This is a genomic window from Pandoraea communis, from assembly GCF_902459745.1.
GTDB classification, from domain to species: domain Bacteria; phylum Pseudomonadota; class Gammaproteobacteria; order Burkholderiales; family Burkholderiaceae; genus Pandoraea; species Pandoraea communis.
In genome coordinates, this window is the sequence record NZ_CABPSJ010000002.1 from 751009 (window position 1) to 775326 (window position 24318).

The 24318-nt window shown below is 62.5% G+C and carries 25 protein-coding genes; 20 read left to right on the top strand and 5 right to left on the bottom strand.

The genetic code is table 11. From position 1 onward, the window contains the following. The 3 genes from PCO31110_RS09945 (at position 1) to PCO31110_RS09955 (ending at position 2436) form a co-directional block, all read left to right on the top strand. Positions 1-1431, top strand: a complete 1431-nt coding sequence (locus PCO31110_RS09945) for a phage tail sheath subtilisin-like domain-containing protein (protein WP_150690303.1) — start codon at positions 1-3, stop codon at positions 1429-1431. A 2-nt stretch (positions 1432-1433) separates the two neighbouring features. Next, positions 1434-1958 (top strand): phage major tail tube protein, encoded by a 525-nt coding sequence (locus PCO31110_RS09950; RefSeq protein ID WP_150690304.1) that lies wholly within the window; start codon positions 1434-1436, stop codon positions 1956-1958. Between the two features lie 172 nt (positions 1959-2130). Further along, complete coding sequence (locus PCO31110_RS09955) at positions 2131-2436, top strand: phage tail assembly protein (RefSeq protein WP_150690305.1); 306 nt, start codon at positions 2131-2133, stop codon at positions 2434-2436. A 59-nt stretch (positions 2437-2495) separates the two neighbouring features. Here PCO31110_RS09955 and PCO31110_RS09960 read toward each other — a convergent pair whose 3' ends face one another. Beyond that, a complete protein-coding gene (locus PCO31110_RS09960; RefSeq protein WP_150690306.1) occupies positions 2496-2735 on the bottom strand; it encodes a hypothetical protein in 240 nt (79 codons plus the stop codon). A 28-nt stretch (positions 2736-2763) separates the two neighbouring features. On the opposite strand from PCO31110_RS09960, the gene PCO31110_RS09965 reads away from it, so the two are divergent. From PCO31110_RS09965 to PCO31110_RS10025, 13 genes are all read left to right on the top strand, one after another. Further along, positions 2764-5172, top strand: a complete 2409-nt coding sequence (locus PCO31110_RS09965; protein WP_150690307.1) for a phage tail tape measure protein — start codon at positions 2764-2766, stop codon at positions 5170-5172. Further along, a complete protein-coding gene (locus tag PCO31110_RS09970; protein ID WP_150690308.1) occupies positions 5172-6083 on the top strand; it encodes a phage tail protein in 912 nt (303 codons plus the stop codon). Before PCO31110_RS09965 ends, PCO31110_RS09970 begins: the two co-directional genes overlap by 1 nt. Further along, entirely contained in the window at positions 6083-6289 is a 207-nt protein-coding gene (locus tag PCO31110_RS09975; protein WP_150690309.1) for a tail protein X, read from the top strand. Before PCO31110_RS09970 ends, PCO31110_RS09975 begins: the two co-directional genes overlap by 1 nt. Next, a complete protein-coding gene (locus PCO31110_RS09980; protein ID WP_246189807.1) occupies positions 6286-7470 on the top strand; it encodes a phage late control D family protein in 1185 nt (394 codons plus the stop codon). The genes PCO31110_RS09975 and PCO31110_RS09980 overlap by 4 nt, the downstream gene beginning before the upstream one ends. Beyond that, positions 7467-8069, top strand: a complete 603-nt coding sequence (locus PCO31110_RS09985) for a phage baseplate assembly protein V (protein ID WP_150690311.1) — start codon at positions 7467-7469, stop codon at positions 8067-8069. The genes PCO31110_RS09980 and PCO31110_RS09985 overlap by 4 nt, the downstream gene beginning before the upstream one ends. Positions 8070-8118: 49 nt before the next feature. Continuing rightward, positions 8119-8373 carry a CV_2116 domain-containing protein gene (locus PCO31110_RS09990; protein WP_150690312.1) on the top strand — a complete coding sequence of 85 codons (255 nt, stop codon included), beginning with the start codon at positions 8119-8121 and terminating at the stop codon, positions 8371-8373. Between the two features lie 45 nt (positions 8374-8418). Further along, positions 8419-8772: a GPW/gp25 family protein gene (locus PCO31110_RS09995; protein ID WP_150690313.1), complete on the top strand. Its 354-nt coding sequence runs from the start codon at positions 8419-8421 to the stop codon at positions 8770-8772. Beyond that, positions 8769-9875: a baseplate assembly protein gene (locus PCO31110_RS10000; RefSeq protein WP_150690314.1), complete on the top strand. Its 1107-nt coding sequence runs from the start codon at positions 8769-8771 to the stop codon at positions 9873-9875. Before PCO31110_RS09995 ends, PCO31110_RS10000 begins: the two co-directional genes overlap by 4 nt. Next, positions 9868-10503, top strand: coding sequence for a phage tail protein I (locus PCO31110_RS10005; protein WP_150690315.1), 636 nt, complete (start codon positions 9868-9870; stop codon positions 10501-10503). Before PCO31110_RS10000 ends, PCO31110_RS10005 begins: the two co-directional genes overlap by 8 nt. A gap of 1 nt (position 10504) precedes the next feature. Next, the gene (locus PCO31110_RS10010; RefSeq protein WP_150690316.1) at positions 10505-11971 is read left to right on the top strand and encodes a phage tail protein; all 1467 of its coding nucleotides are present in this window, start codon (positions 10505-10507) and stop codon (positions 11969-11971) included. A 112-nt stretch (positions 11972-12083) separates the two neighbouring features. Next, a complete protein-coding gene (locus PCO31110_RS10015; RefSeq protein WP_150690317.1) occupies positions 12084-12452 on the top strand; it encodes a phage tail protein in 369 nt (122 codons plus the stop codon). After that, a complete protein-coding gene (locus PCO31110_RS10020; protein WP_150690318.1) occupies positions 12449-13126 on the top strand; it encodes a DUF7338 family protein in 678 nt (225 codons plus the stop codon). Before PCO31110_RS10015 ends, PCO31110_RS10020 begins: the two co-directional genes overlap by 4 nt. Positions 13127-13276: 150 nt before the next feature. Beyond that, a complete protein-coding gene (locus tag PCO31110_RS10025) occupies positions 13277-14068 on the top strand; it encodes a DNA adenine methylase (protein ID WP_150690428.1) in 792 nt (263 codons plus the stop codon). Positions 14069-14238: 170 nt separating this feature from the next. Here PCO31110_RS10025 and PCO31110_RS10030 read toward each other — a convergent pair whose 3' ends face one another. Continuing rightward, positions 14239-15204, bottom strand: a complete 966-nt coding sequence (locus PCO31110_RS10030) for a LysR family transcriptional regulator (protein WP_150690319.1) — start codon at positions 15202-15204, stop codon at positions 14239-14241. 277 nt (positions 15205-15481) lie between these two features. Here PCO31110_RS10030 and PCO31110_RS10035 point away from each other — a divergent pair, with 277 nt between their 5' ends. From PCO31110_RS10035 to PCO31110_RS10050, 4 genes are read left to right on the top strand one after another with little or no spacing between them, the layout of a single operon-like run. After that, positions 15482-16810 carry an MFS transporter gene (locus PCO31110_RS10035; RefSeq protein WP_150690320.1) on the top strand — a complete coding sequence of 443 codons (1329 nt, stop codon included), beginning with the start codon at positions 15482-15484 and terminating at the stop codon, positions 16808-16810. Next, entirely contained in the window at positions 16807-17586 is a 780-nt protein-coding gene (locus PCO31110_RS10040) for an SDR family NAD(P)-dependent oxidoreductase (RefSeq protein ID WP_150690321.1), read from the top strand. The genes PCO31110_RS10035 and PCO31110_RS10040 overlap by 4 nt, the downstream gene beginning before the upstream one ends. A gap of 39 nt (positions 17587-17625) precedes the next feature. Beyond that, entirely contained in the window at positions 17626-19371 is a 1746-nt protein-coding gene (gene ilvD, locus PCO31110_RS10045; RefSeq protein WP_150690322.1) for a dihydroxy-acid dehydratase, read from the top strand. Beyond that, positions 19368-20258, top strand: a complete 891-nt coding sequence (locus PCO31110_RS10050) for an NAD(P)-dependent oxidoreductase (RefSeq protein ID WP_150690323.1) — start codon at positions 19368-19370, stop codon at positions 20256-20258. Before ilvD ends, PCO31110_RS10050 begins: the two co-directional genes overlap by 4 nt. 56 nt (positions 20259-20314) lie before the next feature. Here the strand turns inward: PCO31110_RS10050 and PCO31110_RS10055 are convergent, their stop codons facing one another. The 3 genes from PCO31110_RS10055 to PCO31110_RS10065 all read right to left on the bottom strand — a co-directional run bounded on the left by PCO31110_RS10055 (position 20315) and on the right by PCO31110_RS10065 (position 24056). Further along, entirely contained in the window at positions 20315-21919 is a 1605-nt protein-coding gene (locus PCO31110_RS10055; RefSeq protein ID WP_150690324.1) for an ABC transporter substrate-binding protein, read from the bottom strand. A gap of 127 nt (positions 21920-22046) precedes the next feature. Then, on the bottom strand, positions 22047-22919 hold the full coding sequence (locus PCO31110_RS10060; protein ID WP_150690325.1) for a 4'-phosphopantetheinyl transferase family protein: 873 nt from the start codon (positions 22917-22919) through the stop codon (positions 22047-22049). Positions 22920-23150: 231 nt separating this feature from the next. Continuing rightward, positions 23151-24056, bottom strand: a complete 906-nt coding sequence (locus PCO31110_RS10065; protein ID WP_010806257.1) for an IclR family transcriptional regulator — start codon at positions 24054-24056, stop codon at positions 23151-23153. Between the last annotated feature and the right edge of the window lie 262 nt (positions 24057-24318).

Here is a 24318-nt window from a genome sequence, read left to right on the forward strand (position 1 = left end):
ATGGCTGCAAACTACTTGCATGGTGTGGAAACCATCGAGGTCGAGAATGGACCGCGCCCGGTCCGTACCGTCAAATCGGCAGTGATCGGGCTGATCGGTACGGCACCGACCGGCCCCGTCAACGTGGCCACGCTGTCACTGTCGGAAAAGGATGCGGCCGCGTTCGGTTCGCAGCTTCCCGGCTTCACCATTCCGCAGGCGCTCGACGCGATCTACGATCATGGCGCGGGCACCGTCATCGTCGTTAACGTGCTGGATCCGGCGATTCACAAGACGGCTGTGCCCAGCGAGGCGGTCACCTTCGACGCGTCCACCGATCGGGTGGGCCTGGCTCATGGGGCCGTGGCCTCGCTCGTCGTCAAGAGCAACGATGGAAACACGACGCACGTTCTCGGCACCGACTATTCGGCCGACCCGCTCACGGGGACGCTGACCCGCGTCAAGGGCGGCGGCATCGCTGCAGGCGCGAGCGTGAAGGCCAGCTACGATTACGCGGACCCGACCAAGGTCACGGCCGCCGACATCATCGGTGCCGTTAACGCTGCAGGCGTACGCACGGGTATCAAGGCGCTCAAGGACACCTACAACCTGTTCGGGTTCTTCGCCAAGATCCTGATTTCGCCGGCGTTCTGCACGCAGAATTCGGTCGCCACCGAAATGATCGCCATGGCCGACCAGCTCGACGCTGTGGCCTATATCGATGCGCCGATCGGCACCACCTACGCGCAGGCGATCGCAGGTCGCGGTCCGATGGGCACCATCAACTTCAATACATCGAGCGACCGTGTGCGTCTGTGCTATCCGCACGTGAAGGTGTACGACGCCGTGACGAACGCAGAGCGCCTCGAGCCGCTGTCCGCTCGAGCTGCAGGGCTGCGTGCCAAGATCGACTTGGAAAAGGGTTTCTGGTGGTCGAGCTCCAACCAAGAGATTGCCGGCGTGACAGGCGTGGAGCGGCAGCTCTCGGCAATGATCGACGACCCGCAGTCCGAGGTGAATCTGCTCAACGAGCAAGGGATCACCACGATCTTCTCCAGCTATGGGTCGGGCTTCCGTCTCTGGGGTAACCGTACTGCTGCGTGGCCGACGGTCACGCACATGCGCAACTTCGAGAACGTCCGGCGCACGGCTGACGTGATCAATGAGTCTCTGCGGTACTTCAGTCAGCAGTACATCGATATGCCGATCAATCAGGCGTTGATTGACGCGCTGACTGAGTCCGTGAACGGGTACGGCCGCAAGCTCATCGGCGACGGCGCGTTGCTCGGCTTCAAAGCCTGGTTCGACCCAGCCCGCAACGAAGAGACCGAGCTGGCCAATGGGCATCTGCTCATCAGCTACAAATTCACTGTGCCGCCGCCGCTCGAGCGGCTCACGTTTGAGACCGAGATCACCTCGGAATATCTGCTGACCCTGAAGGGAGGTAACTGATCATGGCCGGCAAGATCGAAATCAACCGCATCACGAACGCCAACATCTACGTTGACGGGAACTCACTGCTCGGCCGCGCGGAAGAGATCAAGCTGCCCGACATTTCGGCCATCATGCAAGAGCACAAGGCGCTCGGTATGGTGGGCAAGATCGAACTGCCGGCCGGCTTCGATAAGCTCGAAGGCGAAGTGAAGTGGAACTCGCTGTACAAGGACGTGGCCAAGACGGTCGCCAACCCGTTCAAGGCCGCGTCCCTTCAGTGCCGCTCCAACATCGAGACATACGGCGCACAGGGACGTATCCAGGAGGTCAGCCTGGTGACGTTCCTGACGGTCATGTTCAAGAAGAACCCGCTGGGCACCTTCAAGCAGCACGAAAATGCGGAATTCAGTTCGGCGTTCGGTGCGACCTACATCAAACAGGTCATCGACGGTGAAGAGGTGCTCGAGCTGGACTATATGGCCAACATCTTCCGCGTCAACGGGGAGGACATGCTGGCAGACTACCGCAGCAACACGGGTGCCTGACCCGTCCCACTCAGACTGAGCAGTTTGCGAAACTGCGCAAACTGGCGCTTCACCCCACGGCCCACTTCGGTGGGCCTTTTCATTTGGTAAAGCAGATTAACTGACTGCGTCCTCGCACTGACTGAGAATCCTTCGTGTAGCTCATTCATTCACCACACGCAAAGGAAATCTCATGGAGATCCAGCTTCAGTACCCGTTCACGACGGCAGCAGGTCAGAAATTGAGCGCCGTCACGATCCGCCGACTCAAGGTCAAGGATCTGAAGGCTATAGGCGAGCAAAGCGGCGGGAGCGAGGTGTCGCTCGAACTGAACGGCGTCGCGCGCATGTGCAATCTCGTGCCCGAAGATCTGGACGAGATGGACGCAGCCGATTACCAAGCGGTGAAGGCCCGATTTCTGGAATTTGTGGGTATCAAAGGAAAACCTGCGGTCGGGGCAGAGCCTGCTGGCGAGGTGGTTCCGGATGCAGCCGAGTGAGATTGACCAGCTAAGTGTCGATGAATTCTGTGGCTGGGTGACCGACGCCAGTCAGCAAATCAAACGCGAGCACGGCGATGGCTAACCAGCCACGCCGCTGCTTTGATGAGGGCCGCGACACAAAACGCCGCGATGGCGATTAACGGTCCCAAGAAAACCAACCCAAAAAACACGGCGACGCCGAACATCAACGGCGCGGCCCACAGGGGCAGCTCGATGAGCAGCCATACGCCGAGCGCCACTGAAAGCGCCGTGATCACAACGTAGGCAATGGTTTTGGCGAGGGTTTCGATGTCCATAGCCGCATCCTAATTCCGAGGTATCCACATGGCAAGTGAGTTCTACGTTGGTGTCAAGATCGGCGCGACGATGCTGGCCAGCTTCGGCACCGCGCTCGCCGGCGCCAAGACGACCATGTCGAACCTTGGCAGAGTCGCCGACGACCTGCGGGTCAAGCATACCCGGCTTGGCGAGGTCATGTCGCGCGCAATGGCACATCCGATGCGCAATGTCGGCGAGCTGCGCCGCCAATACGAGCGGCTCGGCACAACGATGGATGCATTGACGACCAAGCAAGTCGCCCTGGCTGCTCAACTTGCCCGCGGCGACGCGCTGCGGCAGCAACGCATGGGGTTGGGTGGCGAAATGGTGGGGACATACCTCACGGCCAAAGCAACGGCCGCCCCTCTCATCGGGGCAGTCAAGCAGGCAGCGACCTTCGAGGCCGGGCTGCGCGACATCGCCATTACCGGGAACCTGACCAAACAGGAAGAGTTCAAGGTCGGCGAGGCGATCCGCCAAGCAGCGTTGTCCACCAATCAGGGGCACGCGGCGATTCTGGAAGGCGTCGGCACCTTGGTTGCGGCGGGCATGGACGCCAACAAGGCGGGTGAGTATTCCGGCCTTCTGGGCAAGGTCGCCACTGCCACGAACGCGGACATGAAAGACCTCGCGGGTATGGTCTATTCGCTGTCTGAGACCCTGGGCATCAAAGGCGATGCAGCCCTCAAGGAGGCGTTCAACCGCGCTGCCTTCGGGGGCAAACTCGGTCGCTTCGAACTCAAGGATATGGCCAAAGCGCTGCCCGAGATGACCGCGGCCTTCGCGTCGAAGGGCATCAAGGGGCAAGACGCACTCACGCAGATCATCGCCAGTCTTGAGGTCGGCCGCGAAGGTGCTGGTTCCGGTGACGAAGCCGTGACCAACCTTCGCAACTGGCTCTCGCATATGAACGCGAAGCACACCATCGACGCTTATTCGAAGGCGGGCGTGGACTATCAGAAGTCGATGCAAAACCTCGTCTCCGATGGCTACTCCAGCTATGAAGCATCTCTGCAGATTGCGCAGAAGTTCATCTCGTCGCGAGGTGACGGGTTCATGAAGCAATGGAAGGAAGCCGGCGCGAAGGGAGACGAAGAGGCCCAACGCCGTTTGATGGAAAGCTTCGGCCTGAACGAAGTGTTCCAGGACATTCAGACCATCAACCATTTGCTGGCCATGCGCCAGGGCTGGGACAAGTACCAGGACAACAAGAAGAAGATGGGTAGCCAGGAAGCGATGGGCACCATCGACGAGGACTACCGCAAGCGCGCAGAACTCGCCACCAAGGCTTGGGAGCGATTCAATACGAGCGTTGCTGACCTTGGTATCACGGTTGGGAAGGAACTGATGCCGTCGTTGACGGGGTTGCTTGATGCCTTAACGCCGATGGCAAAAAAAGTTGAGCTATTCGTGAAAGCTCATCCTGGTGTTGTCCGCGCAGTAGCTGGCTTTGCCGTCAGCATCGTTGGCCTGAAGGTCGCCACCCTTGCCCTGGGCTGGGGATTGAATTTCTTCGTCAAATCCCCGCTGAACCTCCTCGGCACCGCATTCACGACCGTTTCTGCCAAATGGACACTGATGCGCGCGTTGGTGCTCGGAGGCTCGTCGCGCCTTGCCACCGTATTCCAGTTGTTCGGCGCCGGGGCGCAGACGGCAACCAAACTGGCGAGCGTTTTCGGCCGCCTCGGGGGCTGGATGCTCTCGCTCGGGCGAGGCGCGCTTTTCCTCGGCCGTCTGCTTGCTGGAAACTTGTTGTCGGGCTTGCGTATCGCTGGCCAGGCATTTCTCTGGCTCGGTCGCGCAATGCTCATGAACCCGCTCGGGTTGGCCGTGGCCGCGATCGGCGTTGCCGCCTACCTCGTTTGGAAAAATTGGGACAAGGTCAAGTCAGCAATCGTGATTGGCTGGAATTGGCTCAAGGGCATGAAGGATCGGTTCTTCTCGGCCGGCGCCGATCTGATCAACGGCTTGGTCGGTGGTGTGTCTTCGAAAATCTCGGCGGCGCGCGACAGCATCGTCTCGTTCGGCTCGGACATCAAAGGCTGGTTCGCCAACACGCTGGGCATCCGATCCCCGTCTCGCGTGTTCATGGGCTTTGGCGACAACATCGCGCAAGGGGCTGCGCTTGGTATCGGGCGGTCGGCGGGGCTCGCCTCGAGGGCTGCCGCCGGCATGGCCTCGGATACGGCCGCCGCTGTGGCGACTCAACATATTGCATCAGGACGACTCAGTTCGTCAGCCGCTGGTGCCGGCGCTGCCGGGACCACGATCCACTTCAGTCCCACGATTCACGTCCAGGGTGGCTCGCCCGAGTCGACGAAGACCCAGGTCACGGAGGCGCTCAATTTATCGCTGCGTGAGTTGGAGCAGATGATCAAACGGGTGACCGGGCAGCAAGCGCGGAGGGCCTACTGATGTTTGCACTCTTGGGGGACGTTCAATTCGACCTGATCACGTACTTCGACGGTTTCGAATCGGAATTCGGCGCCGACTTCGCCGAGCATACGCTGATCGAAGGAAAGCCCCGCCTGCAGTTTATCGGTGACAAGCTCGACGAGATCCGGATTCAGCTCGCCTTTCACCAATATTACTGTGATCCGGAAGCGGAGCTCGTGAAGCTCAAGACGGCGCTTGCCGGCCACCAGGCAATGGCGTTGGTACTGGGCAATGGTGACTACAAAGGCTGGTTCGTGCTGACCAGCGTGCAAGCCACCAGCAAGCATACGGACAAAGCAGGCACGCTCGTCGCGCTCGAGGCCGGTATCACCTTGCGCGAGTTCGTTGGCGACAAGAAGAATCCGCTTAAACCGCCCGCCGTCCAGCCGAATCCACCGCCGGCCGACGCCAAGGCGCTGCCGGTCGACGACGCTGCGGCCAGTGCGCTCGACAGCGCTACGGCAACCGTCCGCGAGGGTGTACGTCAGGCCGTAACCTACGCCAACCAGGCGCAATCGGCCCTGCGCGTCGCCGTCGATGGCGCTCGGCTTGCACAAAAGTTGGCCGCAAACCCACTCGCCGCGTTGGGGCGGGTGCCTGGGCTGCTGACGAGCGTGAAACAGGTCGCTGGTCCATTGGAAAAGCTCTCGCCGACGTTAAGCGGCCTGTCTGGCCAGCTTCCCGGCGTCTCAGGCGTATTGCGTGCCAGCGATAACGCTCTTAGTGCAGTCCGCAGTGCACAGGGGGCACTGAGCTCGGTCAGTGCCGCTAACATCGGCGGTCGAGTCGATTACCTGAGTGGGCAGCTCTCGACGGCGTCGAGCGCTCTCCAGTCTGCCGCGCCGAGCATCAGTAAGCTGGCCGCCAAAGTCATCGCGAGGGCCATCTGATGTACCTGATCCACATCACGACTGAGGGCGAGCGTTGGGATCAGCTCGCCAACCGATACTACGGCGATCCCCTCGCCTATGAAGCCATCGTGGCTGCCAATCCGCACGTTCTGCTGGCGCCGATGCTTCCGAGCGGCCTGCGGTTGTCGATCCCGGTGATTGAACAAACCGACTTGTCAGAGGATCTCCCGCCGTGGATGCGATGAATGATCAATCGGCCACGACCACGGCCAAGGTTCCGCACCCGGTATTCGTGCTCACCTACGAACAGAAGAACATCACCAACGACATCACGCCCTATGTGCGCTCCGTGACGTACACCGACTACCTGGACGGCCAGTCCGACGAGTTGGCCGTCGAACTGGAGGATGCGGACGGCCGCTGGATCGAGCAGTGGTACCCAGGCAAAGGTGACTCACTGTCCCTCAAGATCGGGTACCGTGGCGATCCGCTGCTGCCCTGCGGGACGTTTGAGATCGACGAAATCGAGTTTGCGCATCCGCCGGCAATCGTGACGATTCGTGCCTTGGCCACCGGGGTGAAGAAATCCGTTCGTACCCGCGCCGGGCGAGCATATGAGGGCACTACGCTGGCCGCAATCGCGCAGCGCATCGCCAAACGTAACAAGCTCACGCTCGTCGGGAAAATCAGAGACATCCGAATCGATCGGGTCACTCAGTATCAGGAGCGGGACGTGGAGTTCCTGACGCGCCTCGCGCGCGAGTACGGGTATGCCTTCAAGATTGTCGGCACCAAGCTGGTTTTCACCGAGCTGGCAAATTTGCGTGAGACCGATGTAGTCGCGACGCTGAAGGTGAGCGACCTGCAATCCATTCGAATGCGCGACAAGATCAAGGACGTCTACCAGGCCGCCAAGGGCAAATATCACGATCCGAAGACGAAAAAATTGGTGGTCTACGGTGTGAAGGGGGACGACGTCGCGGAGGTTGGCCAGACCACGGTGAGCACGAAAAAGCGTTCGGGCCAATCTGCGAGCGGCGATACGCTGAAATTCAGTGCGCGAGGATCCAAGGCCGCACTCCAGACGAAGACGCAGGCGGCTCTCGACGCGGCAAACCTTCAGCAAACCGCAGGTAACTTCACCGTGTATGGCAATCCCAAGATTGTCGCTGGCACGACCGTCGAGCTGGCGAACTGCGGAAAGCTCTCCGGGAAATACCTTGTCGAGTCGGCTCATCACCGACTCGATCACGGCGCTGGCTATACCACCGAGATGGAGATCAAGCGCGTAGCGCTGCCGGTCAAGGCTGGGAACGGAACCAGCACAACCAAGGCAAGTGCCCGCAAGGGCCTCAAGGTGTACGGAACCACGGCTGATGGACAGGTCGGCGTGGTTGGAAACAATCAGATGGCCAAGAAGAAATGACGGAAACCACTGAAGAATTCGGTGCCACTTTAAAATTTGGCACGGTCAGCGCTTCCCGGCCGGGCTTCGCGCGGGTACGGCTGCCCGATCTCGATAATATGCGCACCATGTGGTTGCCCATCGCCTACCCGAAAACACAGGATGACCAAGCCTGCTGGACCTACGATATCGGCGAGCAGGTGGCTGTCTTGCTTGATGTGCGTGGCGAGGATGGGGTCATTCTCGGCGCGATTTACTCGTCCGCCGACACGCCTCCAGTCACCGACCCGAACAAGTTCGCGATGCGGTTCAAGGATGGCGCTCTGCTCGAGTACGATCGCGAAGCCGGCGTTTTGGCGGTCACGGGCGTTCGACGCGTAGAAGTGGAAGCGAGCACGGAAATCCTGCTCAAGGCCGGTGCCAAAGTCACGCTGGACACCGCTGATGCAGAGCTGACGGGCAACTTGCTGGTCAAGGGAAAGATGACCGGACAAGGTGGTCTAGCGGTGTCCGGCGGGGCCGGCGCCCAGATCCAGGGCAACATGAATATCGACGGCGATGTCGCAGCGACGGGCACGATCATGGACAGTGGGGGCAACTCAAACCACCACACGCACTGAAGTCGTGACAGTAGACTGAATGGGTCTTCTCACTTAAAAAGGAGGATTCATGAAGACCATTCGCTATCGTGGTTACGACATCCAACCGGACTGCCCCTATTTTGACGACATTCGCCGCTGGGGCGTCCGCTGCCTAATCCGCCGATCGGGGCACGACGGGCCGCAGCCAGAACCGGCAACTTCCCAAGAGTTCTTTGGGACCGAACAAGAAGCGATCGCAGCCGGAATCGAATGTGCGCGAGCCATGATCGATGGCCATCTGGATCGCGGCACCGGCGCACTGGTAAATCTCGAGCGGTTCTAAACCGCATTAATATCCCCTAGCCGGGCATCGCGGCACGATAGCTGCATGACCCGGCTATCCGACATCTCCTCCGTTCACTGGCAACCTGCGCTTGGTAGCTTCGACGTTGTCGAGGCGGAGGCAGACATCAGCCAGGCCATCCGCGTGATCCTCCGCACGCCGAAAGGCAGCGATCCGCATCGTCCCGACTTCGGCTCGAACGTACATCTCTACATCGACTACCCCATCGACCAGGCCGTGCCCCACCTGGTGCGCGAAGCCGTCGATGCAATCCGACAGTGGGAGCCGCGTTGCCATCTGCTCAAGGTCACGCCTGCGATCGATCAGGCGCAAATGACCTTGAAGGTACGTTGGAAGTTGGCTGACGGCGTTGAGCGCGACACGGAGGTGCGTCTGTGAGCCTTCCCGAGCCGAGTTTCATCGAACGAGATCCACAGGTCATTACCGCCGAAATCGTCGCTCAATACGAGTCGCTCTCCGGCAAGACCCTCTATCCCGCCCAAGTCGAGCGGCTGCTCATCGACGTTATCGCCTATCGGGAAACACTGGTGCGCGTCGGCATCCAGGAAGCGGCCAAACAGAGCCTGGTGCACTACGCCCGCGCGCCAATGCTCGATTATCTGGGCGAGCTCGTCGGTGTCACTCGCCTGCCGGCGCAGTCGGCGATGACCCCGATGCGCTTCGCCGTGAAGACTGCGCTGGCCACTGATCTCTTGATCCCGGCCGGCACCCGCGTTGAGGGTGGCGACGGCACCGCGACATTCGCTACCGACAACGACGTGACGCTGGTGGCCGGGCAGCTTTCGGTAGACACGGCGGCCACCTGTGAAGAGCCCGGCTCAGTGGGGAATGGCTGGCAGCCTGGACAAATCAACAACCTGGTCGACGAGTTGGGCGACATTGAAGTCACCGTCACCAACATCGCGGTGACCGACGGCGGCGTCGAGGAAGAGGAAAACGACCGCCTGCGGGAACGTATCAAGCTGGCGCCGGAAGCGTTCAGCACTGCTGGCAGCCGCCTAGCCTACGTGTTCCACGCAAAAAGCGCGCACCAGAGCATCGTCGACGTGGCCGTGTTGTCCCCCACGCCAGGCGTGGTCAAGCTTTACCCGCTGCTCACCACGGGATTGCCCGATGCCAACATGCTGGCGCTGGTCGAAGCGAAGTGTTCGGCCGACCGCGTGCGCCCGTTGACCGACCAGGTGCAGGCGCTTGCCCCGACGCCCGTCGACTACGCGATCGAGGCCCAGCTGGTGCTCTACAAGGACACTGACGTGGCCAGCGTGGTCGCGCAGGCGAATGATGCAGCCCAAACCTATAAAGCAGATCGAGCGGCCGGTCTTGGCCGTGACATCGTGCCGGTGCAGGTGGACGTTGCCTTGAAGGTCACCGGTGTTTACGACATCGTGCGCGCCTCACCGTCCAAGCTGGTGCTCGCGGAGAACGAGTGGGCGCGCTGCACAGGAATCAACATCACCGTTTCGGAGACGGTCGATGGCTGATTCGCGGTTGCTCCCGCCTCCGTTGGCCAGCGACGAGCGCTTTCGCGTGCTCGGCCAACTGGCGGCTCGAATCAGTGACATTGATCTGTCACCGCTCCTGGTCTACCTCGTGGACACCGTCAATACGTCGGCGTTGCCGGTACTCGCGGACCAGTTCCACATCCTTGGTGAAGGTTGGCAATTTGCCCGCAACGACGACGAGCGTCGCCTGTTTCTCAAGCGGGCAATCGAGCTGCACCGGTTCAAGGGCACGAAATGGGCCATTCAACAGGTTTTAGAAACGCTGGCCCTCAACGGTCAGATCGCCGAGTGGTTTGAGTACGGTGGCCAGCCGTTCCACTTCCGTATCGACGTGGACCTGTCTGACCGCGGAATTGACGAGTCGACCTACGACGCGCTCGTCGCGCTGGTCAACGAGTACAAGAACGTGCGCAGCCACCTCGAGGCACTCACGTTGTACCTGACGGTGCGCAGTCCCGTGCCCGTGATCGCGGCCGCGACGCTCGGCGGCGAGCTGACAACCGTATATCCGCTGCAGTTGGACGGCGTCGAGCAAAGCGGTGCCGTGTTCATTGGCTACGGCCAGCAAACCATCGAGATCACCACGATTTACCCATTGGAGAACTGACGTGGCTCAGGACTACTACACCATTCTGACCAACGCCGGGCTCGCTTATGAGGCTCAGCAAAAAGCTCAGAACAAGCCCATCACGCTGACGACGATGGCCTTCGGCGACGGCAACGGAGCCGTCTACAACCCCGATCCGACTGCGACGGCGCTGCGGCGCGAGGTTCATCGCCAGCCGATTAACGCGCTTTTGCAAGACCCCAACAACCCCAACTGGCTTGTGTGCGAAGGCTGGCTAGCCGACGACGTCGGAGGCTGGACAATCCGAGAGGTTGGCATCTACACCGATACCGGTGTTCTCTACGCGATCTGTAAGTATCCCGAGTCCATCAAACCGATGCTGGCCAGCGGTAGCGGCAAGCAGTTCTACGTGCGCACCATCTTTCAGACGAGCAATGCCGCCAGCGTCACGTTGCTCGTCGACAACTCCGTGGTGATGGCGCCGCGCGCCTATGTCATCGATTACGTCCGTGACGAACTGGCCAAGCTGGACAGCAAGCAATCGGTTCGGGCGGCCACGACAGGCCCAATCGTCCTTACGGGCCTCGGCCCGGTCGATGACGTGGCGCTCGCGGCAGGCGATCGTGTGCTGGTAAAAGACCAAGCAGCTGGCGCTGAGAACGGCATCTACGTGGCCGGGGCAGGTGCATGGGCGCGCGCGGCGGACGCCAACAGCGCAGCGAAGCTCACCTCCGGCGCGGTGATTCCCGTGGAGTCCGGCACGCTGAATGCGGACACCCTGTGGATGCTCAAGACGGACGGTGCCATTGTGCTCGGCACGACACTGCTCGCCTTCCAATGGGTAGGAGGCCAGAATGCGCCGGACCAGGCCGCCGGCGACAGCAGTCGCAAGATTGCCAATACGGCGTTTGTTACATCAGCGCTCGCTGTGCTGAGTGGTTACCCAAAGGTCTACTCGATTTTGGCCTTACCGACTAGTAATGTCGGCCCGATTGTCGTCGCCGAAGTTGCGGAGGTTTGGGTCTGGGCGGCCAGCCAGTATTTCACCGGCTATCGTTCCCCGCTTTGCGGCCGCCCGCTCGACGGGCACACGGTCACGCCGCTGGCCAGTGAGGTCGATGCCGTGGGCGGCACGTTAAGTAAGACGGCATACGCCGGGCTGTGGGGCTACGCACAAGAAAACGGTCTGGTTGTTACATCCGGCGCTTGGACTGCCGGCATGCACAAGTTCGTGGATCTTGGTGGCGACAGCTTTCGTTGTCCAGACCTTCGTAACCAGTTCCGCAGATATACCGGCACCGACAAAGACACTGGAAATGAACGAACCCTCGCGTCGAATCAGCTCGATGCGTTTAAATCACATGCTCACGAAGGGGTAAATAATGGCGGCCCCTTTGGAGGAACGGCACCGTTTTCGTTCGCGGTCGGACAAGGGGCAACAGGCCCGACAGGTGGAACCGAGACAAGAGGCGTCAACGTCGCTTATCACCCGCGCCTCCATGCGTAAAGCGGCCGCGTCACAGCAAATGCAACGCCGCTTACGCGGGGTTCATGGCGCGGATTTTGGTTCGTCCCAGTGATCCCACATCGGCATTTGAACTAACCTCGAAGGATGTGTAATGGAATCGAAAGTCGTCTATCAAGCCGACGAAGTCGGTTTTTTCCTGTACCCGACGATGGCGTATGAGCTTTACCTGTCGCCCGGCGATTTCAACGTCCCCTACGGCGCAGTCGAAGCGCAACCGCCGACCGTTGAAGGTGGCATGGTGCCGATGTGGGATGGAGCCGCATGGTCGGTCGTGGAAGACCATCGCGGAAAAAAGCTCTATGTCGCCCACACCGGCCACGAATACCAGCTCGGCGCGGCGGTGGACGTCAGCGGTGAAAGCGTCACCTATCATGGCGGTGGCCCCATTCCTCCGTGGCTGACAGAAACGGCTCCTGAGGTGTCCACTGGAGTTGCCGGAACGCCCGAGGAAGGTCAATGATCGCCACCGTCCTTTGCGTTCTATACGCTGCCATTGTGTTCGCTGCGAAGTGCACGACCATTGCCGTCGCGACCTCCTTGCTCGATCGCGGCCTGACGGCCAGCACACCGTCCGACTCGGTTGCTCGCCGCCTGTTCGTGATCATCGCGGTCATCGCGTATCCCGCCTATGCCGTTGCAACCTGGGCGGGCGTCGTCGTTGCCGTGCTGTGCGTGAACTGGTGGGCGGTGCTGCTCGCCGATGACGACGGCAACTTGCCGCGCTGGCTGCGCTGGTTTCAGACCTTCGATGCCTCGATTGACGCCGGGTGGAAGGACGGCTACTTCCCGGCCGCGTGGGGCAAGCCGCCACATATGCGCTATGTGGCTCGGATGCTTTGGCTTCTGCGCAACCCCGCTTATGGACTGGACTACTGGCTCTTCGGGCTCACCTTTGACGCGTCAACTTGGCGCGTCCTGGCAAACATCGACCAGGACGACCTGGTGCTGTTCTTCGCCGTGGGCAATGGCGTGAACTTCTACTACCACGGGCGTTTCGGCGAAGCGAAGATCGGCTGGAAGGCGTGGAACTACTGGTTGGGCAGCACCTGGCGCGAAACGCCGTGGGGCCCGGCTTGGCAGATTCCCGTATGCGCCACATACAACCCCTTCAAGCGGCGCGTTTCGGTGGCGTAGTAATTTAGAAGAAAAGACGCGGCGATGCGGACGGTGCGCTAACACCGGCCGCATCCCGCCCTCGCAGAAGAGTCCTGCAAGTTAGGCAAAGGCCGCGTACCCCTGCAGAGGCGGCGTAAGCCTATCACATATGACGCACGATAAATGCACATCGCAACACCCATCATCCCGTGGCTTGGCGGGAAACGCCGTCTCGCGGACAAGCTGCTACCGCTCTTTCCGCCTCATGAGTGCTACGTGGAAGTGTTCTGTGGCGGGGCAGCCCTCTATTTTCTGCGCCCGATTCCCGCTCACGTCGAGGTAATCAACGATATCAACGGCGAGTTGGTGAACCTTTACCGGGTTGTACAACATCACCTCGAAGAGTTTGTTCGCCAGTTCAAATGGGCGATTTCCAGTCGACAGGTATTTGAATGGCAGAAGATGACGTCGCCGGCAACGCTGACAGACATACAGCGCGCCGCGCGCTTCTACTACCTACAACACCACGCGTTCGGCGGAAAGATCGACGGGCAGACGTTCGGCACCGCGACGACCGCCCCGACAGTTAACCTTCTACGCATCGAAGAACAGCTCTCGGCGGCCCACTTGCGCCTAGCTGGCACCACCGTCGAAAACCTGTCGTGGCATGACTGCATGCGCCGCTACGACCGCGCGCATACGTTCTTCTACCTCGACCCTCCCTACTGGCAGACGGAGGGGTATGGCGTGCCGTTCGAGTTTGGGGAGTATGAGCGCATGGCTGCGATCATGCGCGAGTGCAAAGGCAAGGTGATGTTGTCCATAAACGATCACCCCGACATCCGGGATGCCTTCGCCAGCCTACACATCGCGGAGCTGGACATCCGGTACTCGGTGGCCAACGCACGCGGTACGCCTCAGACCAGTAAAGAACTGGTCATCATGAATTGGGAAGCGCAGGTGTTTGGCGGCCTATTCTGATCCGATCAGGCGAAGTTGAATGCGTGGGGCGTGAAATTCTCTTGCAAATGCTGGAAAATACATCACACCCCATTTATCGCGCGAAACACGCTTGGTTTGTCGCGCCGCGCTTCAGCGTCGGCCGGCGAACGCGACGCGCACCAGCCGCCGCGCCCCTCCCCCCGATCGTCTCAATTCGCTTCGATCAATTCGGCAGACGACTCGCGCAGACATGCGGCGAAGAGTTGTGCGGCGGGCGTCGTCGTATCTTCCCGCCAGTAGAGAATTGCCTCACCCAGAGGGCCGAGCGGCGGCAGCGGCAACACGCGCATCGAACCGCGCTGCACGTAGCGCCGGGCGAGCGATAACGGCAGGATCGAGACAAAATCCCCGCCTCGCAGCAGCGAGAGGTTCAATGCCAGCGAACTCGATTCGATGGCCGGACGCTGCAAGGTCACCCCGTGCTCGGCGAGGATCTCCACCATCGTCGCAAACGCCGGCGAGCCGCGCATTGGCGTGATCCAGCGCACCTCCTGCAAGTCTTCCCAGGCGACAGGCTTTTCGGCACTATCGTGGCCGCCCAGCGGATGGCGCGTGCCGACCACGAAAACGAACGGCTCATGGTGCAGCGATTCGTGACGCATGACAGGCAAATGGCCGGTCACACGATTGCGTCCGAGCGCCAGATCGAGATTGCCCTCGTCCATCATCTTGAGCAGACGGTCGAGCGTGGCTTCCACGAACGAGAACGACGCGGTCGGTGCGCGCCGTGTGAACAGCTCGACCGCATGGGCTATCAACGGCTGCGGAATCGTCACCACGGCACCGAAACGCACATGGCCGGCCGTTCCGGCGGTCAGTGCGCTGACATCGCGCCGCGCCAGTTCGATTTGCCGGAGAATCTCGCGGCCTCGCTCGACAAGTACGCGCCCAATGCCCGTCAGCTCCACGGCGTTCCCCACGCGACGCACGACCGGCGCTCCCAGGGCCTCTTCGATCTCCGCGATCTGCTTGGAGATGGCCGGCTGCGTGACATGAAACGCCGCAGCCACGCGCGTGACCTGTCGCAGTTCCCCCAGCGTCACCAGAATGCGCAGATGACCCAGCTTCAGGCCACTGCGGAAAAAGCGCTCTATCGAATTATCGGTGGTTGACATGGCGGGCGTCGGAATGACGTAGCGCTGCGCGAGGCAGAACGCCGACATCATAACCAAATGGTAATGACGCGAGTGCAAACTGTGATTTGCCGTGGCGTCCGCTCCCCCTTACCCTTCGATCGAGCAGCACTGCCAAGCGGGCACCCCGTGATGTATGGGTCAATTCGGCGCCACTCCGCGCGGCTCCCGATTGAGACACCACCACATAACCGAACGCGAGTCACGCTGCTCAATAACTCGACGTGCCGAACGGCACGCATCCATGGAGACAACACTCATGAGCACGTCCCTTTCCGGCGGCGCGCGGCCGCATGCCGGCGCGAACGCCGCCCTGGACCCGACGCAGCGCGACGCGCTGTATCGGAAGCTGACCTGGCACATCATCCCGTTCCTCTTTCTCTCGTTCATCGTCGCGTACATCGACCGCGTGAACGTGAGCTTCGCGAAGCTGGAGATGCTCTCGGACCTGTCGTTGTCCGAAACCGTCTACGGTGCCGGGGCCGGCGTGTTCTTTCTCGGCTATTTCATTTTCGAAGTGCCGAGCAACCTCATCATGCACCGCGTGGGCGCGCGCATGTGGATCGCCCGCATCATGGTCACGTGGTCGATCATCTCCTGCCTGACGATGTTCACGCAGGGTCCAACCTCGTTCTATGTGCTTCGCTTCCTGCTTGGCGTAGCCGAAGCCGGCTTCTTCCCCGGCATCGTGCTGTATCTATCGAAGTGGTTCCCGTCGAACAAACGCTCGCAGATCATTGCCATGTTCATGGTGGCGATTCCGGTGTCTGGCGCGATCGGCGGACCGCTGTCCGGCTGGATCATGCAGCACTTCGGCGGTCTGCACGACTTCGCCGGCTGGCAATGGCTGTTCCTGATCGAAGGCATTGCATCGCTGTTCGTGGGCATCGCCGCGTTCTTCGTGTTGCAGGACCGGATCGAAACGGTGAAATGGCTGAACGCGGACGAGAAGCGCCTGCTCGCGCAGGATCTCGCCGCCGACGACAGCACCCGCGTCCATCAGAGCGTGCGGGAGGTGTTCCGCAACGGCAAGGTCTGGTTGCTCGGCCTGCTGTACTTCTGCATCGCGATGGGCAATTACGGCCTCGTGTTCTGGCTGCCGACGATGATCCGCGCCGCTGGCGTTGCCAATCTCGGCAACATCGGGCTGCTCTCGGCGGTGCCCTCGCTCATCAGCGCGGTTGCGATGATTCTGGTGGCTCGTCACGCCGATCGCCGCAACGAGCGCCGCGTGCATGTGGCCATATGCTGCCTGCTGGGTGCCGTAGGCATGCTGGCCTCGGTGTTGCTGGCCCAGCACCTGTGGTGGTCGATGGCTGCGCTCATCGTGGCCGCCATCGGCATCAACTCGATCGCGCCGGTCTTCTGGGGCATTCCCACGGCGATGATGGGCGGTGCCGGTGCAGCCGCCGCCATCGCGCTGATCAATTCGACCGGCAACCTCGCCGGCTTCGTCAGCCCGTATGTCATCGGCTTTCTCAAAGACAGTACCGGACAACTGCTGCCCGGCATGATCGTGCTGGCGTGCGCGCTGGTCGGCGGTGCCTTCATCGTGCTGTCGCTGAGGCCGCAACGGAGTCGCGCATGAGTTTTCCCGTCTGCCTCGTGACCGGTGCCGCCACCGGTATCGGCGCCGCCACGGCCCTGCGCTTCGCACGCGACGGCTGGGCCGTGGCCATCAACAACTTCGACGACAGTACCCGCGACGCCGCAGAATCGGTGGCCGCGCAATGCCGCGACGCCGGTGCGCAAACGCTCGTCATCGATGCCGACGTCGGCAACGATGCGGCTTGCCGTCGCATGGCGGATGCGGTCGGCGCGCAATGGGGGCGGCTCGACGCCCTCGTGAACAGCGCTGGCACAACGCGCGTGATTCCGCACGGGGACCTCGACGCCATCGATGACGTCGAGTTCGAACGCGTCTACCGCGTCAACCTGATCGGCATGTTTCAAATGACGCGTGCCGCCGCACCGTTGCTGCGCAACAGGGCGGCAGGCGCATCGTCGGGCGCCGTCGTCAACATCTCGTCGCTCGCGTCGCTCAATGGCACGGGCTCGTCGATTGCCTATGCAGCGTCCAAGGGGGCAGTCAACTCGCTGACGCTCTCGCTCGCGCGCAATCTGGCCCCGCACGTGCGCGTGAACGCCATTGCGCCGGGCATGGTCGACGACGGCCTGCTGCGACGCGTGCTCGGCGACGATGCTTACGCCCGCGTGGTCGACGGCATGCGCGAGAACGCGCCGCTCAAGCGAGTCTCTCAGCCGTCGGAAATCGCGGACCTCGCCTGGTTCCTCGCCGCTCACGCGCCCGCGATGACCGGTCAGGTGATCGCCATCGAGAATGGCTTGCTGCTGAACACGTGAGCGGCAACGGCACGCGACACAACTTAAGGAAGCCCCCCCATGACAGATTTGCACAAGCACCGCTCCCGCACCGTAACGGAAGGCGTGACGCGCACGCCGCACCGCGCGTTTCTGCGCGCCACCGGCCTCGACGACGCCGCCATCGAAAAGCCGTTCGTCGCCATCGTCGATACGTTTGGCGAAAACACACCCTGTTCCATGTCGCTGAACCAGATCTCGGACAACGTCCGGCTTGGCGTGGCCGCCGGGGGAGGCGTACCGATTCGCGGCTCCGCGATCTCGGTGTCGGACGGCACTTCGATGAATCACTCCGGCATGCGCTTCTCGCTGGTGTCGCGCGAGACGATTGCCGACAGCGTCGAGTTGTTCGTGCGCGCGCATTGTTACGACGCGCTCGTTGGCGTGGCCGGCTGCGACAAGACGCTGCCCGGCATTCTGATGGGCATGGTGCGCGTGAACGTCCCCGGCGTGTTCCTGTTCGGCGGCGCGATGCTGCCCGGCGTGGCGCCGGATGGCTCGCAAGCCACCATCCTCACGGCCATCGAAGCCGTCGGCACGGCGCAGCGTGGCGATATGACGCCCGACACGTTGCACGGCATCGAAAAGCGCTGCACGCCGACGGCCGGTTCGTGCCCCGGGCAATTCACGGCGAACACGATGGCGATGGTGGCGGAAGTTCTCGGCCTCGCGCCGCTGGGCTCGGCCATGGTGCCTGCGGTGTATAGCGAGCGCATCGCCATTGCCCGGCGCGCAGGAGAAAACGTCATGCGCGCCCTGCGCAACGGCGGGCCGTTGCCGCGCGATCTGGTCACGCGCAAGAGTCTGGAAAACGCCTGCGCGGCGGTGGCGGCCACCGGTGGCTCGACCAACGCCATGCTGCATATTCCTGCGATCGCGCATGAAGCCGGCATCCCGTTCACGCTCGACGACGTCTCCGAAGTCCTCGCCCGCACCCCGCTCATCGGCGACATGCAGCCTGGCGGCCGCTATCTGGCCGTCGATCTGCACCACGTCGGCGGAGTGCCTGCGGTGCTCAACGCCCTGCTCGCCGGCGGCCACATTCATGGCGACACGCTCATGCAGAGCGGCGAGACGCTCGACATCGCATTGCGCGCGTTTCCCGGCCCCGACGGCCGCGTCGTCAAGCCGCATACCGAACCGCTCTCGCCAAACGCGGGGCTGGTCGTGCTGCGCGGCAACCTTGCGCCCGATGGCGCCGCACTCAAGACCGCCGGCCTGAAGCAACTGGTGTTCTCGGGCACCGCGCGCGTATTCGAAACGGAGGAAGCCTGCATGGCGGTGGTGTCGGCAGGCACGTACCGCGAAGGCGACGTGCTCGTGATTCGCAACGAAGGCCCCAAGGGTGGGCCGGGCATGCGCGAAATGCTGAGCGTGACCGCAGCGATCTACGGGCAAGGGATGGGCGAAAAGGTGGCGCTGCTGACCGACGGCCGCTTCTCCGGGGCGACGCGCGGCATGTGCATCGGCTACGTCGGCCCCGAGGCGGCGGCGGGCGGGCCGATCCGTTTGCTGCGCGATGGCGACCGCATCCACATCGACGCAATCAAGGGTAAGCTCGACGTCGAACTCTCCGACGAGGCACTCGCGGCACGCGCCGCCGAGACCCCACCGTTCGTGCGCGGACGACTGGGCGGCGTGCTGGAAAAGTACGAAGCGCTCGTGCGGCCCGCCAAGCTCGGCGCCGTGACGCACTCGGGTGCCGTGGAATGGCCCTACGAAGCCTTGCTCGGGGAGACGCCAACCCACGAGGACACGAATCGATGACTACCCCACGCGTAGGTTTTTGCGGTATCGGCCGCATGGGCGAACCCATGACGCGGCGGCTGCTCGCCGCCGGACACGAGGTCGCCGTCTGGAACCGCTCGGCGGCAAAACTGGCCGCGTTGACCGATGCCGGCGCAATGGCCTGCGTCACCCCGCAGGCGCTCGGTGAATGCGTCGATATGGCGCTGCTCTGTCTCGGTGACGGCAAGGCGGTGGAGGACGTGGTGTTCGGTGAGCACGGGCTCGTGCATGCGGCCACGCCGCCGCGCTTTCTCGTCGATCATTCGACGCTCTCGCCTGCGTTGACCCGCACCCTCGCCAAGCGCTGGCACGAAACGACCGGCAGCGTATGGATCGACGCGCCCGTGTCCGGCGGCACGGCCGGTGCCGAGGCCGGCACGCTGGCGATCATGGCGGGGGGTCCGAAAGAGGCTGTCGAAGCGATCACGCCGGTACTGCGCGCATTCTCCTCACGCGTGACACGCATGGGCGACACCGGCGCAGGCCAGACCACGAAGCTGGCCAATCAGGCCATCGTCGCCACCACACTCGCAGGGCTGGCGGAGGCCTTCCTGCTAGCCAAACGCAGCGGCATCGATACGTCGGCCGTACCGTCGGCGCTGCAAGGGGGGTGGGCCGATTCCGTCCTGCTGCAAACACTGTGGCCGCGCATGGTGACCCCCCCGGCGCATGCCACCGGTACGGTTCGCGTAATGCTCAAGGATCTCGATGCGATTGCAGAACTGGCCCACACGAGCGCTACGGTGCAACGCGTGCTGCCCGAGGTGCGCCGTCTGCTGAACGACGCCGCGCAACGCGGCATGGCGGATTGGGATCTGTCCCAGATTTTCCGGATCGGCGAAGCCGAGAGTTCGCCGCAAGCGTGACGATGACCTGAAGCGGCCATGCCCGTCGCGGGGCATGGCCAGTCGTGACTGAGAACTTACTTGACCTGCACCGTCGCGAAGTTCTGGCGGCCGAACGGGCTCACCTGATACCCCGAGACCTCCGAGCGCGTAATCACCGCGGCCACCGGATGGGCCAGCGGAATCCACAGCGCATCGTCCTTGATCGTCTTCTGCGCCGCCTGGTACTTGGCGGTACGCGTGGCGACATCGGGCGTGCGCTTACCGTCGCCGATCAGCTTGTCGAGATTGGCGTCGCAGAAGCGCGCGAAGTTCGTCCCCGAGGTCACGGCAGCGCAACTGAACTGCGGCGTGAGGAAGTTATCGGGATCGCCGTTATCCCCCGACCAGCCCATGAACAGCAGGTCGTGCTCGCCCGCCTTGCCACGGCGAATCAGCTCGCCCCACTCCACGGTCTTGATCTGCGCCTTCACGCCGATCTTCGCCAGATCGCTTTGCAACATCTCTGCGCCCACGCGCGGGTTCGGGTTGAGCAGGCTGCCGGCCGGACGCGTCCAGATCGTCGTTTCGAAACCTTGCGGGAAACCGGCGTCGGCGAGCAGCTTCTTCGCTTTCTCGATGTTGTGCGGATAGTCAGCCACGCTCTTGGCGTAGCTCCACGTGTTCGGCGGATACACATTGACCGCTGGCGTGGCCGTGCCCTCGAACACCTGCTTGACGTAACTGGGCTTGTCGAACGCCAGATTCAGCGCCTGACGCACGCGCACGTCGTTCAGCGGTTTGTGCTGCGTGTTGATGGCGACGAATGCCGTCATGAAGGCGGGCGTCTGCACGACCTTGAGGGCCTTGTCTACCCGCGCGGCCTGCACGTCGAGCGGCTTGGGCGACAGTGCGATCTGGCACTCGCCAACCTTCACCTTCTGCGCGCGCACGGCGGCGTCGGGCACGATCGTGTAGATCAGGCGTTCCGAAGCCGGCTTGCCGCCGAAGTACGACGCGTTGGCGTCGAAACGCACAACGCTGTCCTTCTGATAGCTGCGGAACACAAACGGGCCGGTGCCGATCGGACGCGCATTCAGTTCATCCGTCTTGTTGGCGGCGATGAGCTTGTCTGCGTACTCGGCCGAATAGATCGACGCAAAGCCCATCGACAGCATCGACAGGAACACGGCGTCCGGCTCGGACAGTGTGAAGCGAACGGTGTTGTCGTCAACCTTCTGCACCGACTTGATCAACTTGCCCAGCGAGAGCGATTGCGCATGCGGGAAGCCCGACGGCGTGAGCTTGTGCCACGGCGCGTTGTCGTTGAGCATGCGATCGAACGTGAAGACGACATCGTCGGCATTGAAGGCGCGCGTCGGCTTGAAGAGGTCGTTGCTATGGAAGCTCACGTTCGGGCGCAGCGTGAACGTGTAGATCAGGCCGTCGGGACTGACGTCCCACTTGGTCGCCAGACTCGGCACGACTTTCGCTTGCGCGGCATCGAATTCGACCAGCCGGTTGAACACCGGATCGGCAGACGCGTTGGTCGTGGTGAGCGAGTTGTAGCGCACGACGTCGAAGCCTTCGGGGCTGGCTTCGGTGCACACGGTAAGGGCCTTGGCGTGCGCTGCGAGAGGCACCAGCGGCAGGGAAAGGACAGTCAGAACGGCAGCGAGAGTACGACGCGAGCGACGGTGCATGAGCTTCTTCTCCAGGAAGTCGATGACGGTTGGCAAACAACGGGCCAGAATAGCGCAAATTCAGGACAACTGCCTTTGCGCCGCCGCATATGCTTATATCGGCCGTCTCGAACCCTGAAGCCGGAGGTCAATTCTGCCAACCGAAGACCCGCATCCGGTGGACGATGCTGTCGCGCGCCGCCACCACGGTTAGCCGCGAACTGACCGACATGTCGTACAGATAACGTGTACGGCCCGCGTAGGGCACGCTCACGTAGGGGTGCGCCAGCAACGGCACGCCGACGCCCGGCGCCAGCGCTTCTGCGTCGCCCGCCAGACGCGCCAGACACAAACGATGCGCGGCATCGCGCGCCACGGCGAACGGATCGCCCGGCTGTGCGCTCACCCGCGCGCCGTCGTCCGGCCCGACCGGCGTCGGGGCATGCACGGCCAGTGCCACCGGCCCCTGCCCCAGCGCGACGAACAACCACAAACCCGCGTGCGCCATGTCGACCCACACCTTGCCGTGCGGTCCCTCGCATTCCAGCGGCGAACCGCCAGGCGTGGGCGCCGGGACAGGGGCTTGTGCGGGAGAACAGCGGAACCAGCGGCCGAGAATCCAGCGCAGCGCGATGCGCTCCGACAGGAAACGATGGCGCATCTGTGCACGCGGCAGCCGGCGGGCGAGCGAATGTTCGGCCGCCGACAACCATGTCGCGCCGTCGTCGGGTCCGCCGGTGGTCGCGCCCGTAGCCCCGAAGGGGCGCCCGGCCAGCAGAAAGCGCCACAACCACATTTCGTCACCGTCACATCGAAGCAACGTGCGTGGCACCGCCAGAGGATGCTCACCAACGTTATCCACCGCCTCCCTATCGCTGCCCGACAGCGCACGATGCTGCGCGCCACCGGTCAGCTTGCGCTCCCCCTGACCGAACTGCCCTAACGGCAGGTACGTCATGGAAGGCGTTGGAATCGATGCCACCCGCGGTGCCGGATCGACGGTTCGTTTCAACATCAGCATTTACGACCTCCACAGGCGAGGTCTCCGACGACAGGTCTTGCCTGTGCCCAACGTCATCGGCGGCCGTTAATTTGTTAATGAGAATCATTATCAAATAATAGCACATGGGTCCACAGGAAAGCGTGCGAGGCTCAGACTGGAACTGGCGCGGGAGTGTGATTGGGCGGTATGAGCCGGCAGCCGCGAGGGCGGCGGCGGCATAGCGACGGAGGGTCGTGAAGCGCTGACGGGTCAGGCACCGGCCGGCAACGGCGGGCGATAACCCAGCGAATGACTGGCGGCCAACGCTTCCCGGCGTACGGCTTCGCCGATCGGGCCATCCATTCGGGAGTCGAATCCGCCGGTGGCGCCGAGCGCGGTAATCACGCCGACGAGACGGCCGTCATAGTTAAAGACCGGGCCGGCCAGCGCACTGATGCCGGTCAGGTTGGTGTCGCGCACGCTTGCCCCCTGCGCGGCACGCACCGACGCCCGGAGCGTGCCGATGGGATCGGCCGCATCGAGCTGCGCGCGCTGCTCCGGCGTGGCGTTTGCCAGTTCGCCTTCGGCCATCGCCAGTACCTGAGGATCGTCGAGCCATCCAAGAAAGACGCGCCCCGCCGCAGACCAGAGGACGGACATCACGGAACCGATACGCACATTGATCGTCACCGGCAGACCCGGCTCTTCGAAACGCACGATGGTCGGCCCCTTATTGCCCATGACGGCAATGAAGCAGGTCACGTCGAACGCCTCGCGCAAGCGCACGAGCGCCGGTTCGGCAGCCCGCACCGGATCGGCCTGGCGCATGGCTGCCACGCCGATGAGCATGGACTCAAGCCCGAGATGATAGTGCTGCGAGTCGGCGTCCTGCGCGACGAGCCCCTCTTCCACAAGGCTCATCAGATAGCGGTGAACCTTGGCGGGACTCTGCTGCACGTGCAAGGCAAGCGCGGTGAGGCTCGCGCGACCGCCCAGGCGGGCCAGTCCCTTGAGCACGACCATGCCGGTTTCGGCCGACTGTACGCGTTGTCGGCGGCCGCGCTCGCGAGGCGCGTCGATGGCATCGGTGCCGGATGCCGCGAGGCCGTCCGTCACGCCGGAAGGCGCAGCCGCACTGCGCGGGCGGCCAGCTGTGGGTCGTTTGCTTGTGGTCATCGGCGAGATTTTATGATGCAAATCGCTTTCGCCCGGCATCGACGGGCCTAGAGGTTAACCCCAGTCCACTAATTTACGCAATGCGTATTATATTTACGCTTATCAGATTCAGAGAATGTGAACGCTCTCTGTGCTCGCGATTGTCGGGCATCCGGGGCATATCACATCGAGATGAGGAGACGCACTCGTCAGATTCATGCGCCAGTGTGCTCGCACACTCGCCGCAAGATCGCGAGCCGCTCCTCTACACTTGTTTCATTGC

Excerpts from the sequence above, each read along its gene's own strand:
- PCO31110_RS09945 (WP_150690303.1), top strand. The coding sequence starts at position 1 with ATGGCTGCAAACTACTTGCATGGTGTGGAAACCATCGAGGTCGAGAAT.
- PCO31110_RS09950 (WP_150690304.1), top strand. The coding sequence starts at position 1,434 with ATGGCCGGCAAGATCGAAATCAACCGCATCACGAACGCCAACATCTAC.
- PCO31110_RS09955 (WP_150690305.1), top strand. The coding sequence starts at position 2,131 with ATGGAGATCCAGCTTCAGTACCCGTTCACGACGGCAGCAGGTCAGAAA.
- PCO31110_RS09960 (WP_150690306.1), bottom strand. The coding sequence starts at position 2,735 with ATGGACATCGAAACCCTCGCCAAAACCATTGCCTACGTTGTGATCACG.
- PCO31110_RS09965 (WP_150690307.1), top strand. The coding sequence starts at position 2,764 with ATGGCAAGTGAGTTCTACGTTGGTGTCAAGATCGGCGCGACGATGCTG.
- PCO31110_RS09970 (WP_150690308.1), top strand. The coding sequence starts at position 5,172 with ATGTTTGCACTCTTGGGGGACGTTCAATTCGACCTGATCACGTACTTC.
- PCO31110_RS09975 (WP_150690309.1), top strand. The coding sequence starts at position 6,083 with ATGTACCTGATCCACATCACGACTGAGGGCGAGCGTTGGGATCAGCTC.
- PCO31110_RS09980 (WP_246189807.1), top strand. The coding sequence starts at position 6,286 with ATGAATGATCAATCGGCCACGACCACGGCCAAGGTTCCGCACCCGGTA.
- PCO31110_RS09985 (WP_150690311.1), top strand. The coding sequence starts at position 7,467 with ATGACGGAAACCACTGAAGAATTCGGTGCCACTTTAAAATTTGGCACG.
- PCO31110_RS09990 (WP_150690312.1), top strand. The coding sequence starts at position 8,119 with ATGAAGACCATTCGCTATCGTGGTTACGACATCCAACCGGACTGCCCC.
- PCO31110_RS09995 (WP_150690313.1), top strand. The coding sequence starts at position 8,419 with ATGACCCGGCTATCCGACATCTCCTCCGTTCACTGGCAACCTGCGCTT.
- PCO31110_RS10005 (WP_150690315.1), top strand. The coding sequence starts at position 9,868 with ATGGCTGATTCGCGGTTGCTCCCGCCTCCGTTGGCCAGCGACGAGCGC.
- PCO31110_RS10015 (WP_150690317.1), top strand. The coding sequence starts at position 12,084 with ATGGAATCGAAAGTCGTCTATCAAGCCGACGAAGTCGGTTTTTTCCTG.
- PCO31110_RS10020 (WP_150690318.1), top strand. The coding sequence starts at position 12,449 with ATGATCGCCACCGTCCTTTGCGTTCTATACGCTGCCATTGTGTTCGCT.
- PCO31110_RS10030 (WP_150690319.1), bottom strand. The coding sequence starts at position 15,204 with ATGTCAACCACCGATAATTCGATAGAGCGCTTTTTCCGCAGTGGCCTG.
- PCO31110_RS10035 (WP_150690320.1), top strand. The coding sequence starts at position 15,482 with ATGAGCACGTCCCTTTCCGGCGGCGCGCGGCCGCATGCCGGCGCGAAC.
- PCO31110_RS10040 (WP_150690321.1), top strand. The coding sequence starts at position 16,807 with ATGAGTTTTCCCGTCTGCCTCGTGACCGGTGCCGCCACCGGTATCGGC.
- ilvD (WP_150690322.1), top strand. The coding sequence starts at position 17,626 with ATGACAGATTTGCACAAGCACCGCTCCCGCACCGTAACGGAAGGCGTG.
- PCO31110_RS10050 (WP_150690323.1), top strand. The coding sequence starts at position 19,368 with ATGACTACCCCACGCGTAGGTTTTTGCGGTATCGGCCGCATGGGCGAA.
- PCO31110_RS10055 (WP_150690324.1), bottom strand. The coding sequence starts at position 21,919 with ATGCACCGTCGCTCGCGTCGTACTCTCGCTGCCGTTCTGACTGTCCTT.
- PCO31110_RS10060 (WP_150690325.1), bottom strand. The coding sequence starts at position 22,919 with ATGCTGATGTTGAAACGAACCGTCGATCCGGCACCGCGGGTGGCATCG.
- PCO31110_RS10065 (WP_010806257.1), bottom strand. The coding sequence starts at position 24,056 with ATGACCACAAGCAAACGACCCACAGCTGGCCGCCCGCGCAGTGCGGCT.